15 protein-coding genes are annotated in these 12,948 nt (G+C 67.3%); 6 read left to right on the forward strand and 9 right to left on the reverse strand.

Features of this window, described 5'->3' with window-relative positions; all coding sequences use genetic code 11:
• The first annotated feature begins 84 nt into the window (after positions 1-84).
• The 3 genes from GGR48_RS09645 (at position 85) to GGR48_RS09655 (ending at position 2,449) form a co-directional block, all read left to right on the forward strand.
• On the forward strand, positions 85-255 hold the full coding sequence (locus tag GGR48_RS09645; protein WP_240456184.1) for a NepR family anti-sigma factor: 171 nt from the start codon (positions 85-87) through the stop codon (positions 253-255).
• Between the two features lie 11 nt (positions 256-266).
• Positions 267-1,859, forward strand: coding sequence for a sensor histidine kinase (locus GGR48_RS09650; protein ID WP_183951703.1), 1,593 nt, complete (start codon positions 267-269; stop codon positions 1,857-1,859).
• Positions 1,860-2,314: 455 nt separating this feature from the next.
• The gene (locus tag GGR48_RS09655; RefSeq protein WP_183951704.1) at positions 2,315-2,449 is read left to right on the forward strand and encodes an entericidin A/B family lipoprotein; all 135 of its coding nucleotides are present in this window, start codon (positions 2,315-2,317) and stop codon (positions 2,447-2,449) included.
• Positions 2,450-2,689: 240 nt separating this feature from the next.
• On the opposite strand, the gene tatC is transcribed toward GGR48_RS09655, so the two are convergent.
• The 5 genes from tatC to GGR48_RS09680 form a co-directional block, all read right to left on the reverse strand.
• Positions 2,690-3,478 (reverse strand): twin-arginine translocase subunit TatC, encoded by a 789-nt coding sequence (tatC, locus tag GGR48_RS09660; RefSeq protein WP_183951705.1) that lies wholly within the window; start codon positions 3,476-3,478, stop codon positions 2,690-2,692.
• A complete protein-coding gene (tatB, locus tag GGR48_RS09665) occupies positions 3,475-3,924 on the reverse strand; it encodes a Sec-independent protein translocase protein TatB (protein ID WP_183951706.1) in 450 nt (149 codons plus the stop codon). The genes tatC and tatB overlap by 4 nt, the downstream gene beginning before the upstream one ends.
• A gap of 29 nt (positions 3,925-3,953) precedes the next feature.
• The gene (locus GGR48_RS09670) at positions 3,954-4,190 is read right to left on the reverse strand and encodes a Sec-independent protein translocase subunit TatA (RefSeq protein ID WP_007405493.1); all 237 of its coding nucleotides are present in this window, start codon (positions 4,188-4,190) and stop codon (positions 3,954-3,956) included.
• Between the two features lie 139 nt (positions 4,191-4,329).
• Positions 4,330-4,932: an SMC-Scp complex subunit ScpB gene (gene scpB, locus GGR48_RS09675; RefSeq protein WP_183951707.1), complete on the reverse strand. Its 603-nt coding sequence runs from the start codon at positions 4,930-4,932 to the stop codon at positions 4,330-4,332.
• Complete coding sequence (locus GGR48_RS09680; protein WP_183951708.1) at positions 4,929-5,651, reverse strand: segregation and condensation protein A; 723 nt, start codon at positions 5,649-5,651, stop codon at positions 4,929-4,931. The genes scpB and GGR48_RS09680 overlap by 4 nt, the downstream gene beginning before the upstream one ends.
• 104 nt (positions 5,652-5,755) lie before the next feature.
• On the opposite strand from GGR48_RS09680, the gene GGR48_RS09685 reads away from it, so the two are divergent.
• A complete protein-coding gene (locus GGR48_RS09685; RefSeq protein WP_183951709.1) occupies positions 5,756-6,376 on the forward strand; it encodes a TetR/AcrR family transcriptional regulator in 621 nt (206 codons plus the stop codon).
• Positions 6,377-6,517: 141 nt separating this feature from the next.
• Here the strand turns inward: GGR48_RS09685 and GGR48_RS09690 are convergent, their stop codons facing one another.
• From GGR48_RS09690 to argS, 3 genes are read right to left on the reverse strand one after another with little or no spacing between them, the layout of a single operon-like run.
• Positions 6,518-7,522: a glycoside hydrolase family 3 protein gene (locus GGR48_RS09690; protein WP_183951710.1), complete on the reverse strand. Its 1,005-nt coding sequence runs from the start codon at positions 7,520-7,522 to the stop codon at positions 6,518-6,520.
• A 45-nt stretch (positions 7,523-7,567) separates the two neighbouring features.
• On the reverse strand, positions 7,568-8,311 hold the full coding sequence (locus GGR48_RS09695; RefSeq protein ID WP_183951711.1) for an SPOR domain-containing protein: 744 nt from the start codon (positions 8,309-8,311) through the stop codon (positions 7,568-7,570).
• Positions 8,311-10,035: an arginine--tRNA ligase gene (gene argS / locus GGR48_RS09700; protein ID WP_183951712.1), complete on the reverse strand. Its 1,725-nt coding sequence runs from the start codon at positions 10,033-10,035 to the stop codon at positions 8,311-8,313. The genes GGR48_RS09695 and argS overlap by 1 nt, the downstream gene beginning before the upstream one ends.
• Before the next feature lie 245 nt (positions 10,036-10,280).
• On the opposite strand from argS, the gene GGR48_RS09705 reads away from it, so the two are divergent.
• Both GGR48_RS09705 and GGR48_RS09710 read left to right on the forward strand, forming a co-directional pair.
• Positions 10,281-10,580, forward strand: a complete 300-nt coding sequence (locus tag GGR48_RS09705) for a hypothetical protein (RefSeq protein WP_183951713.1) — start codon at positions 10,281-10,283, stop codon at positions 10,578-10,580.
• 162 nt (positions 10,581-10,742) lie between these two features.
• Positions 10,743-11,669, forward strand: coding sequence for a cation diffusion facilitator family transporter (locus GGR48_RS09710; protein ID WP_183951714.1), 927 nt, complete (start codon positions 10,743-10,745; stop codon positions 11,667-11,669).
• A gap of 109 nt (positions 11,670-11,778) precedes the next feature.
• On the opposite strand, the gene GGR48_RS09715 is transcribed toward GGR48_RS09710, so the two are convergent.
• Entirely contained in the window at positions 11,779-12,945 is a 1,167-nt protein-coding gene (locus GGR48_RS09715) for a deoxyguanosinetriphosphate triphosphohydrolase (RefSeq protein WP_183951715.1), read from the reverse strand.
• Between the last annotated feature and the right edge of the window lie 3 nt (positions 12,946-12,948).

Below are 12,948 nucleotides of genomic sequence, written 5' to 3' on the forward strand. Positions count from 1 at the left end.
ATCGGCACATCAACTATGGCTTTGGCGTTTCGCCCACGGCGGCGCCCGGGCCTGCCATTGCGTCGGTTGCCCCGCTAGTGGGTCATGCAGGGGGATATTTTGAGTTTGGGCAACAAGACGAAGAAGACGCCTTCCCCGACGCCGCAAAAGGGTGTGGAGAAAGATGCGGGCTCGGCCCTGCGCCAGGCGTATCAGAAGACCGTCGACGAACAAATCCCAGACGAGATGCTTGACCTTCTCAGCAAGCTGGACTGACGTCCGGCTGCATGGACAGCACGCCTCCCCAATCCGCTGATGTCGAACCGACCGAGCGCGTCCGCCCCCCCTCCCCGCGGCTGACCACCGGCGCCAGGCTGGTGCTGGTTCTCGGCAGTACTCTGTTCGTGCTGGCCGCGATCGCGGTTTTCGCCACCTTGCAGACGACCCGTCTCGCCGACAGCGAGGCGAGCGGCCGGCTGCGCATCGCCGCCAACGAAGACGCACGTGCCATCGCCACCGAGTTGATGGGTGACATGACCGCGCTGCGCGTCGCGGTCCGCGCGCTCGGCCAGGACCCGCTCGACGCCCCCAGCTGCGCGCGCGCGCAGGGCGTCTTCGCCCAGCAGTCGATGACCGGTGCGCGCTTCCTGATCACCGACCGCGCCGGACGCACGCTGTGCGGCGATCCGCTGCCCGCCGCGCTGCCGACGCCTGTCGACGGGTCGCCGATCGGCGCGGACCTGTTGCCCGGCCAGGGGCTCGTCCTCTCGGTCGCCAGCCATGACGGCCGTGCGCAGGCGCGCGCCTTCTTCCCGCTGGCCTTCCTCCGCTCGCTGGTCGACCAGAACAGCCACAGCACGCCGATCGAAAGCGTGATGGAGCTGGACGGCGAATCGCTTTCGATCGAAAGGCTCGCGAGCCAAGGTCCGCTGGAGCGGATGAAGACGATGCGCACCGAACTCGGCGTCGCCGGGCTGGTGTTGCGCACCTCGGCACCCAGCGCCCCGATCACCTCCTCGCTGATCGTCGCGCTCGCGCTGCCGCTGCTGATGTGGCTGGCCGCCGTGCTGATCGGCTGGATCGTCGTCGATCGCCTGTTGATCCGCCCCTTGCGTCAGCTGCGCGGCATCGTCGCCGCCTATCAGCCGGGCGAGACACTCGACATCTCGCAGGTCGAGGCCGCGCCCGCGCAGGAAATCCGCGATCTCGCCGAAACCTTCGAAGCGATCACCCAGACCGTCGCCACGCACGAGGCCGGGCTGGCCGACGGCCTGGTCCGCCAGACCAAGCTGACGCGCGAAGTCCATCACCGCGTGAAGAACAATCTTCAGGTCATCTCCAGCCTGATCAATTTCCACGCGCGCGGCGCGACCGGTCCCGAGGCGATGGCCGCCTATTCCTCGATCCAGCGGCGCGTCGATGCGCTGGCGGTCGTCCACCGCCATCATTTCGCCGAGCTGGAGGATAATCGCGGGCTGAACCTGCGGACGATGATCGGCGAACTGGCCGCCAATATTCGCGCCACCGCGCCCGAGGGTGCCTCAGGCATCGGCATCTCGCTCGACGTCGCGCCGCTGCTCGTCAACCAGGACGTCGCGGTCGCGGTCGCCTTCCTGGTCACCGAGACGCTGGAGCTGGCGATGAACTGCGATCCCGCCGCGCAGATCCGCGTCGCGATCAAGCCGGCCGAGGATGAAGGCCGCGCGGTCGTTCGCGTCGTATCGCGCGCGCTGGTCGAAACCGATCGACTGCGCGAACTGATCGGCAAGCGCTATGGCCGCGTGATGGAAGGGCTGGCCCGCCAGTTGCGCGCGCCGCTGCATCACGATCCGCTGACCGGCGCCTATGAGATCGCGATTTCGATCGTCGGACGCGATTGACCGCCTGGGGCGGATCGACACTCGGGCCGCCCCTTTTCTTTCCTTCCCGTAAAGGGGGCCATCGGAAGGCGTGTGAGGGGTATCTCCCTCGTGGTTGCGGCCGGTCTCTTAAACGCCCCCGTCAGACCTGTCGGCCTGCCACCTCCCCTTGCCTGGGGCGAAACGGGTGAACGTCAGCCCTATCCGCCTCCACGAAAAAGATTCGCAGTTGCGCAAATTCGCTGGAACCCATGCCCGCTCAGTGGGTTTTGATCTTCGGATAGCGAACTTATGCCCCCCCGCTCTCGCTGTCCAAGACATAGGCCTGGAAGCATCCACCCTCCCCCCCCCCCCGGTGATGCTTCCAGGCCTTAATCATTTCTCCCCACATCGCCGCACTTGTCCGTGACACAGCCGGAACGAAACCGTTTGCCGTGCATTCGGCAGGCACGAGTTTTGTCAAAAGGAGACACGGAATGCGCAAGCTCATGGGTCTGGCCATCGTCGCCAGCGCGCTGCTGGTCAGCGCTTGCAACACGGTCGAGGGCGTTGGCCGCGACGTCAGCTCGGCTGGCAACACGGTCGCCAAGACGGCCAACGACGCCAAGTAAGCCCGTCACCCGGCTGGATGCGTTTCAAGGGCTCCGGCGGTCTCCGCCGGGGCCTTTTTCGCGTCTTGGCATGCGGGGATTCCCTTGGCCTTCGACTTCGCTCAGGCTGAACGGGCGTTGTAGCTGGCCCCGATCCCCCACCGCGGTTCGGCCTGAGCGAAGTCGAAGGCCACGCCCCACCCCCAATAAAAAAGGCCCCGGCTTTCGCCGAGGCCCCTTCAACCAAGCCCACAAACCCGATCACGCGACAGCGTCGGCGTCCGCCTCTTCCGTGTCGCCCTGCTTCGCCCGGCTGCGTTCGGTGAACCAGATACCGATGATCGCCAGTTCGTAGAGGATGATCAGCGGCACCGCGAGCAGCACCTGCGACATTAGGTCGGGCGGGGTCAGCACCGCCGCGATCGCGGTCGCCGCCACGATCGCATAGCGCCGCGCGCCGATCAGCTGCTTGCGGGTGACGATCCCGGCCCGCTCCAGCAGCATCAGCAGCACCGGCAGCAGAAAGGCCAGACCGAAGGCGAACAGGAACTGCATCACGAAGGACAAATAGTTGCCGATCGCCGGCAGCGCCTCGCGCTTCACGCCGCCGACCATGCCGTCAAAGCCCAGCAAGAAGTGCAGCGCCATCGGGATGGCGATATAATAGGCCATTGCTGCGCCCATCAGGAACAACACGGGCGTTGCCAACAGGAAGGGCAGCAGCGCCTTCTTTTCCTTGCGGTACAGCCCCGGCGCCACGAACTGCCAGAGCTGGTTGGCGATTACCGGAAAGGCGATCATCATCGCTGCGAAGAAGGCGACCTTCACCTGGACGAAGAACGCCTCGAAAATCTCGGTATAGATGACGGTGCCCTGCCCCGCCGCCAATAGTGGCCTGGCCAGGAAGCCGAAAATCGCCTCCGAGAAGTACATCGACACGCCAAAGGCGATGCCGATCGCGACGATGCAATAGAGCAGCCGCCGACGCAGCTCGATCAGATGTTCAAGCAGAGGCGCGCGGCTGGCGTCGATTTCGTCATGCTCGCTCACGATGCGGCGCCCTCATTGGGGCGGGGCGTGTGAGGATCGACCGGCGCGGGGCCGATGACGGGCTTTTCGACCATCACCGGTCGGTCGCTCTGATCGTCATGCTGCGTAGCGGTCGCCGAGCCATGGTCCGGCGAATGATCGACCAAAGCCGGCGAGGTCGGGGTCGGGGTCGGGGCCGGCGCCGGATCGTTCACCGCCGGGGGCGCATCGGCGGCATGCTCGCGCATGATCCGCTCATTCTCCGCCGCCCAGCGCTTCTCCATCTCCTCCAGCTCGGCCTCGCGCACCATATTGTCAAAGCCCTGGCGGAACTGGCGCGAGACGCCACGCGCCTTGCCCACCCAGTAACCGACGACGCGCATCGCCTTGGGCAGGTCCTTGGGACCGATGACGACGAGCGCCACGATGGCGACGAGCAGGAACTCGCTCGAGTCGATGTTGAACATGGAAATCCGGTGCTAGCTGGGAAACCGGATCAGCGATCGTCGCGCACGCGCTCGCCATCGCGGTCGAAGGCGGGCTCGGCCGACTTCTGCGCCTCGATACGGGCGGATGGCTTGGCGGGCTTTTCGTCTTCCTCGGCCATGCCCTTCTTGAAGTTCTTCACGCCCTTGGCGACATCGCCCATCAGGTTCGAGAAACGGCCGCCGCCGAGCAGCAGGATGGCGACGATGGCGAGGACAAGAAGGTGGATCGGGCTGAAGCTGCCCATGGCACGTCTCCTGGGAATCTATGGTCTATCTAGGCCTTGGCATCGCCAGCGGCAATGGTCGAGCGATGCGGACAAGCCCCGATCAGGGATGCGGAGCCGTGCCTGCGCATTGTGACGTAGCGGTGACGCAAAGGAAAGCTCATTCGCCGTCCGACGCCGCCGATGCGGCGTTATCCGCCTCGTCATCCAGTTTTTCGAGAGCGAGGTCGACCGGATCGAGCAGCCCGGCGGCGCGCAGGTCCTCCAGCCCCGGAAGGTCGCGGCGGCTGGTCAGCCCGAAATGCTGGAGGAAAGCGGGCGTCGTCGCATAGATCAGCGGCCGCCCCGGCACCTCGCGGCGGCCGGCGGGGCGAACCCACCCCGCCTCCATCAGCACGTCGAGCGTGCCCTTGGAGATGGCGACGCCGCGGATCGCCTCGATCTCGGCGCGGCTGACGGGTTCGTGATAGGCGATGATCGCCAGCGTCTCGATCCCGGCGCGCGACAGGCGGCGCGCCTCCTCGCGGTCGCGGCGCAGCAGATGCGCCAGATCGGGCGCGGTCTGGAAATGCCAGCGATCGCCGCGCCGGACGAGCGCGATGCCCCGGCCGCGATACTGCGCCTCCAGCGTGTCGAGCGCGGCGCGGATGGCGGCATTGTCGGTATCCGCGACATAGGCGCGGATCGAATCGATCCCCATCGGTTCGGTCGAGGCGAACAGCACGGCCTCGACCGCGCGGACTATCGGGTCGATCTCGCTCATGCCGGCTGACGCACGAACAGCGGCGCAAAGGGTTCGGCCTGTCGCAGCTCGACCTTGCCCTGCCGCGCCAGTTCCAGCACCGCCAGGAAACTGGAGGCGAGCGCCGAGCGCCGCAGACGCTCGCTGCCATCGGGCAGGAAGGTCTCGATCGCCGACCAGTCGACGCGGGCTCCCACCAGCATCGAGACCCGCTCCAGCGCGGCCTCCAGCGTCATCACCTGTCGATCGGCGACGACATGCATGACCGGGCGGGTACGCGCGTTGATCCGGCCATAAGCGGAGATCAGGTCATAGAGTTCGGCCTGCCACAGCGCCTTGCGCTGCACCGCCAGCCCCTCGGGCGCGCCGCGTGCGAAGACATCGCGGCCCAGCCGATCCCGCGCCATCAGCCGCGCGCCCGCCTCGCGCATCGCCGCCAGCCGTTCGAGCCGGAGTTGCAGACGCAGCGCCAGTTCCTCAGGGTCGGGCTCCTCCTCGGGCTGACGCGGCAGCAGCAGCGCGGATTTGAGATAGGCGAGCCATGCCGCCATCACGAGATAATCGGCGGCCAGCTCCAGCTGCATCCGCCCCGCGCGGTCGACGAAGCGGAGATATTGCTCGACCAGCGCGAGAATCGAGATTTGGCGCAGATCGACCTTTTGCGACCGGGCCAGCGACAGCAGAAGATCGAGCGGCCCCTCCCACCCGTCCAGATCAAGCGTCAGCTGTTCCCCCGTCATCACCGAACAGCTTAGCGACGATCCGCCGTGAAGGCGAGACACGCCGGACCGACCGACTGACGACGACCTTTAAATCATCACCTGTTGATTTATCTGCAGGCGCCATGACGACCATGATCACCCGCCGCGCCCGAGGGCGTCCGCGTAAAGAGGAAGGCCCCGATCCCCGTCAGATCCTCGACGCCGCCGTCGCCGCCTTTGCCCAGCATGGTTGGGAGGGGACCCATCTGCGTCAGGTCGCGGAGGCGGCCGGGGTCGACGCCGCGCTGATCGCCCGGCGCTATGACGGCAAGATGGGGCTGTGGCAGGCGATCGTCGACGATGTCTCGCGCCGGCTGGAGGACATGTTCGCGGATGTCGCGCAAGGCCCCGACGCACCGGCGCGGGACCGGCTGGCCGGTGCGGTCGAGGCGTTTGTGCGACTGAACCTGAAGCTGCCCGATCTGGGCCGGTTCTTCATCGACCAGATTTCGCGACCGGGCGTGCGACGCGACTATGTGATCGCGCGGATGTGGGAGGTGTACCGCGCCGCCATGCTGCCGATCGTGGCAGAGGCGCACGGTTCCGCCCGGCCGGGACGCGATCCGGCGGTGTATGTCAGCCTGCTCCTGGGGGCGGTGGCGATGCCGTTGATGATGCGATCGGTGACGATGGCGGACTGGCAAGACCCGGTGGCGCGGGAGGCGTTTGTGCAGAATGTGCTGCGGCTGTTCGCCGAGCGATGACCCTTATTCCTCCCCTGCAAGGAGAGGGGGACCATGCGGCGCATGGTGGAGGGGGATCGCCACTTGGGATGTCCTATGGGGAAGCCCCCCTCCGTCAGGGCCGCGCCCTGCCACCTCCCCGCGCCGGGGAGGATTTGGGATTCAATCCGCCAGCGCGAGGAGCGCGTCGCGGCGGGCGATCAGGTTGGCGAAGTCACCCTCCCCCGCCCCGACACTGGCCATGGCCCGATCGAGCCGCGCCCGAGCCGCCTCGGTGATTGCAGGCACGCAGCCCGCGATCTCGACCATCTCGTCCATCCGCGCCCAACAATCGAGCACGAGGTCGCACCCCGCCGCCAGCGCACCTGCCGCCTTCTCGCCGGCAGTGCCGCTCAGCGCCTTCATGTCGATGTCGTCGGTCATCAACAGACCGTCGAAGCCGATGCGCCGGCGGATGATGTCCTCGATCACGATCGGCGACAGCGTGGCGGGGCGCTCGGCGTCCCACGCCTCGAAGACGATATGGCTGGTCATGCCCATCGGTGTGGCGGCCAGCGTGCGGAAGGGTTCGAGGTCGACCGCCAGCTCCGCCTCGCTCGCGGTAACGGTGGGGAGCAGATGGTGCGAGTCGACCAGCGCGCGGCCATGGCCGGGCATGTGCTTGACCACGCCGACGACACCCGCCGCCGCCAGCCCCTCCAGCATCGCGCGCCCGAGCGCCGCGACCTGCATCGGCTCCGCGCCATAAGCCCGGCACGCGATCGCCTCGGTCGTGTCGCTTTGCGCAACATCGAGCAGCGGCGCGCAGTCGACGGTGATGCCGACCTCGCGCAGCATCAGGCCCAGCGCCTGGCCATTGGCGCGCATCGCCTGGATCGCCGACATCGGCGCGATGGCATAGAGTTTGGCGAAGGCGGGCCCGGCGGGGAAAGCCGGCCATTCGGGCGGCCCCATCCGCGCGACACGGCCCCCTTCCTGATCGATCAGGATCGCCAGATCGTCACGCCCCGCCAGCGCGCGCAGATCGTCGGTCAGCGCGCGCACCTGCGCCCGATCGACGATGTTGCGCTTGAACAGGATATAGCCCGCCGGTTCGACCGAGGCGAAGAACGCCCGTTCCTCGGGGGTGAGCACCGGGCCCGACAGGCCGTAAATGACGGGGATCATGGCAGGCTCCGGCCCCCGGCGCGCCAGCACCGGGGGTGTGATCGATCAGCTGGCGACGAAGCAGGCCTCGCCCGCGACGCGCAGACGGCCGCAAATATCGGCGGCCTGGTTGGCGCTGCCGGTGTTGACGCGCAGGCGGTAGAGCGTCTTGCCGTTCGACGCGACCGGCTGGACCACCTTGCCCAGCGCCGCGACATAGGAAAAGCGCTTGGAGAAACGGTCCCAGGCCGCATTGGCCGAGGCCTCGCTGGGATAGGCGCCCAACTGGACCATCGAACCGCTGCCCGAAGGGGCAGCCGGCGCGGGCCGTGCGGCGGTCACCGGTGCGGGCGCGACCAGCTTGCCGCCCGATTCGGGCACCTGCGCCACGGCGTTGCGACCGCCATTGGGTTCGCTCGGCTTCTGGACGACGCGGGTGCCGTTCATCGGCGCTTCGGGCACGGCGCGCAGATCGATCGCGCCGGTGCCGCCGGTCTTGCCCGCACTGGTGGCGATGGCGGTGTCGCCCTCGCCCTTGACCTTCAGCCCGCCGGGATCGGCCGGACGCACCTTGTAATCGCCCTCGGGCGCGGCGATCAGCGCGCCGTCACCGTCGCTCGCGGCGCGGCTCGCCTGCCATTTGTAGAAGCCGAAGCCGATCGCGGCCAGGATCGCCAGGCCGATGATGACCAGCGCCACGACCTTGCCGATGCCGACGCCCTCGGGTTCGTCGGGCTCGACCGTCTCCAGCCAGGGGAGACGATCCTCCTCGGGCCGGTCATATCCGCGCAGGTCCATCTCGTCCGCCATCACTTCATCTCCGACACAGCCTCGACGCCCATTAGCGCCAGACCGTTACGAATGATTTGCCCGATCCCATCGGCCAGGAAAAGACGCGCGGTGGTGACGGCGGCGTCTTCGGCGATCAGGAAGCGGCGATCGGGGCGATCATTGCCGACATTCCAGGCGGCATGGAAGGCCGCCGCCAGGTCGTAGAGATAGAATGCGATACGATGGGGTTCGCGCGCGGCGGCCGCCGTCTCGACGATGCGCGGGAATTGCGCGGCCAGCTTCACCAGCGCCAGATCCTCGGCATCGAGCAGCGCCAGATCGGCATCGCCGCCCGCAATCCCCGCCTCGGCTGCGCGACGCTTGAGCGAGGCGATGCGGGCATGGGCGTACTGCACGTAGAAGACGGGATTGTCCTTCGACGCCTCGACCACCTTGGCGAAGTCGAAGTCCATCTGCGCGTCCGAGCGCCGGGTCAGCATCGTGAAGCGCACCACGTCCTTGCCGACCTCGCGCACGACGTCCGCCAAGGTGACGAAATTGCCCGCGCGCTTCGACATCTTCACCGGCTCGCCACCGCGCAGCAGGCGGACCATCTGGACGAGCTTCACGTCGAACTTGGTCTTGCCACCGGTCAGCGCCTCGACCGCCGCGACGATGCGCTTGACGGTGCCGGCATGGTCGGCACCCCAGATGTCGATCAGCTGATCGGCATCTTGCGCCTTCTGATAGTGATAGGCCAGGTCGGCGCCGAAATAGGTCCAGGCGCCGTTCGACTTCTTGATCGGCCGATCCTGATCGTCACCGAACTGGCTGGAGCGGAACAGCGGCAGTTCGACCGGCTCCCAGTCCTCGGGCGTCTCGCCCTTGGGGGCTTCCAGCACGCCGTCATAGACCAGGCCGCGCGAGCGCAGCTCGGCCTCGGCGGCCTCGGGCTTGCCCGCCGCCTGCAACTCCGCCTCGGAGGAGAAGAGGTCGTGATGGATGCCGAGCAGCGCCAGATCCTCGCGGATCATCGCCATCATCGCCGCCACCGCGCGGGTGCGGAACAGGGTCAGCCATTCGCTCTCGGGCGCATCGACGTACTTGTCGCCATATTCGGCGGCGAGTTCGGCACCGATGGGCTTCAGATACTCGCCCGGATACAGGCCTTCGGGAATTTCGATCGTCGCGCCCAGCGCCTCGCGGTAGCGCAGGTGCGCCGAGCGGGCGAGCACGTCGACCTGGCCGCCGGCGTCGTTGACATAATATTCGCGGATGACCTTATGGCCCGCGAACTCCAACAGCGTGGCGAGCGCGTCGCCCACCACCGCGCCGCGGCAATGGCCCATATGCATCGGCCCCGTCGGATTGGCCGAGACATATTCGATATTGACGGTCACACCCTGCCCACGCGCCGAACGGCCATAATCGCCGCCCGCCTGCGGGATCGCGGCCAGTTCGTCACGCCACGCCGCCTCGGTCAGCCGCATGTTGAGGAAGCCCGGCCCCGCGACCGAGACGCTCTCCACCTCGTCCAGCTTGCCCAGCTCGGCGGCGATCGCCTCGGCCAGCGCGCGCGGATTGGTGCCGGCGGGCTTGGCCAGCACCATTGCGGCGTTGGTGGCGAGGTCGCCATGGCTGGCGTCGCGCGGCGGCTCGACCGTGACGTTGCGGCGATCCAGCCCGCCGGGCAGCGTGCCGGCGGCGACCAGCGTGTCCAGCGCCGCATCGATATGCGCGGCAAAGCGGGTGTAGAGGGTCATCACATCGTCCGATCGGGGTAGCAAAGCGTTGCGCTTTAGCGAGATCGGCGCGCCGCTTCAAATCATGCTTGGCCCCCGTTCGAGACGGATGCCCAGGACGGATGCACCCATTGCAATCGCGGCACAGGTCTTTGCAGTTGCCGGCCATGCTGCACCGCAATAAATTGTCGGACGAAAGTTGAAAGCGCGGGCAAACGCGCGAGAGGACCTGATCCGGCTCAACGCACAATGCGGGAGTTTCGATCATGCGCAAGACCATTCTGATCCTGGCCGCCACCGTCGCCGCCGCCGTTCCGACCTTCGGTGCCGTCGCCGCCGAGGGCGAGCAGCGCTTCGTTCACGAAGGCAGCACCTATGTCTACACCCGGTCGGTCGACAACGGCCACCCGGTCATCGAAGGCCACCGCTATCCCGGCGGCGAGGCGTTCCGCTTCGTCGTGAAGGGCCACCGCGTGACCGGCTTCACCGGCAACGGCCCGGTGTCGTTCAGCACCTACGAAGCCAAGGGCGCGACCGGCGCCGGCATCGAAACCAGCGCTCGCTGATACGCGGCACCGGTTCCGAACGGCATAGGCGGCTCGCCCCCGACGGGGCGGGCCGCCTTCTCTTTGCGGGAAAGCCCGCCCCCGTACCCGAAAATCCCATCGCCATGGCACCATTACGCATCCGTATTGGTTATGCGGCGCGAGGGTTCGGGACACAGGGACATGCAGACAGAACAAGGAATCTTACGTCTCTCCATCGCGGTGACGTTCCTGATGGCGGTGCTCGGCGCGGTGATCGGTCTGATCGCGGGGTCGTCGGCGATCATGTTCGACGGTGTGTACGGCCTGATCGATGCGGTGATGACCGGGCTGGCGCTGATGGTCGCGCGGCTGATCGCGGCGTCGAACGCGGCCGATGCGATGGGCCAGAGCTATAGCAAGCGCTTCACCATGGGCTTCTGGCATCTCGAGCCGATTGTGCTGGGGGTGAACGGCATGCTTCTGACCGGCGCGGCGCTCTATGCGATGCTGGATGCGACCCGCATCATCCTGGGCGGCGGCCATGCGCCCTCGTTAGGCGCGGTTCTGATCTATACGGGGATCAGCCTCATCATCGACCTGGGGATGGCGTTCTACGTACGCCGGGCCAACCGGTCGATCGGGTCGGAGTTTGTGGCGATGGACGCGCGCTCCTGGGGCATGACGGCGGCGCTCAGCGGGTCGCTGTTCGCCTCTTTCGTCATCGGCCATGCGATCGACGGCGGCCGCTGGGCGTGGATGACCCCCTATATCGATCCGGTCGCGCTGCTGATCATCTGTATTGTCATCATCCCCGTGCCGATCGCCAGCGTGCGCAAGGCGCTGTCCGAAATCCTGCTCGTCACCCCCTATGACCTGCGGGTGCAGGTCGAGGATGTGGCGGACAGGATCGATGCCGCGCACGGCTTTCTGGGCCACCGCGCCTTCGTCGCGCGGGTCGGGCGCGGCATTCAGATCGAGCTGAACTTCATCGTGCCGCGCCACTGGCCGGCACGCCGCCTGGAGGAATGGGACGCGCTGCGCGACGAGATCGGCCAGGCGCTGGGCCATGACAGCCCGGACCTATGGCTGACGATCGTCTTCACCACCGACCCCGAATGGGTCCATTGACGCGCAAGGCCGAGGCGATCTGCCCTCGTCGAAGTGTGACGACCATGTGTCGGCCGAAGCAAGCCCCTCCCCTTAAGGGGAGGGGTGTTCTTTGGCAGATTGTCGCGCGTCAGAACCCCTCGGGCAGGTCGATCGGGCCGACGATCTGCTGGTAGCTGCGCACGGCGTAGCGATCGGTCATGCCAGCGATGAAGTCGGCGATATGCCGGCTGCGCTCGGGTTCGGCCTCGGGCAGGCGTTCGCGCCATTCCTCGGGTAGCAGCGCCGGGTCGGCGCGATAGGCGGCGAACAGACCCTTGACGATGCCATGCGCCGCATCCGCCGCCGCCAGCTGGCGCGGGTGGTGATAGAGATTGGCGTACATAAAGCGCTTCAGGTCGCGCTCCTCGACCCGCATCGCGTCCGAAAAGCCGACCAGCGCGCGGCCAGCGGCGCGGACATCGGCGACGTCCCCTACCCCGCTCTCGGCGATCCGCCGCCGCGTCTCGGCGACCAGATCGTTGACCATCACCCCGATCTGTGAACGGATCAGCTCGCTCGCCAGCCGCTTGGGGGCGACATCGGGAAACTTCGCCCGCGCCACGTCCCAGCCGCGCGCAACCAGCGGCACCGCCAGCATCTGGTCGAGCGTCAACAGCCCGGCACGCAGGCCATCGTCGATGTCGTGATTGTCATAGGCGATGTCGTCGGCCAGCGCCGCGACCTGCGCCTCCAGCGAGGCATGGCTCTCCAGATCGAGCGGGAAGTCGGCATCCGCCTCACGCAGCGCCCAGCCGGGATGGCGCACCGGCCCGTTATGCTTGGCCAGCCCCTCCAGCGTCTCCCAGGTCAGATTCAACCCGTCCCAGCGCGGATAGGGCCGCTCGATCGCCGTCAGCGTGCGCAGCGTATGGCCGTTGTGATCGAACCCGCCCTGATCGGTCAGCGCCGCCTTCAGCGCATCCTCGCCGGCATGGCCGAAGGGCGGATGGCCGATGTCATGCGCCAGGCACAGCGCCTCGGTCAGGTCTTCGTTCAACCCCAGCGTGCGCGCGATCGTCCGGCCGATCTGCGCGACCTCCAGGCTATGGGTCAGGCGGACACGAAAATGGTCGCCATCGGGGGCCATGAAGACCTGCGTCTTGTGACGCAGCCGGCGGAAGCTGATCGAATGGATGATCCGGTCGCGGTCGCGCTGGAACGCGTCGCGCGGGCCACGCTCCAACCCCTTGGTCTCGTCATGGCGGCGTCCCCGGCTCTGCTCGGGAAACGACGCCCAGGGCGCGAAGCGGGTCATCGC

The sequence above is a fragment of the Sphingomonas pseudosanguinis genome, assembly GCF_014196255.1.
Lineage (GTDB): Bacteria > Pseudomonadota > Alphaproteobacteria > Sphingomonadales > Sphingomonadaceae > Sphingomonas > Sphingomonas pseudosanguinis.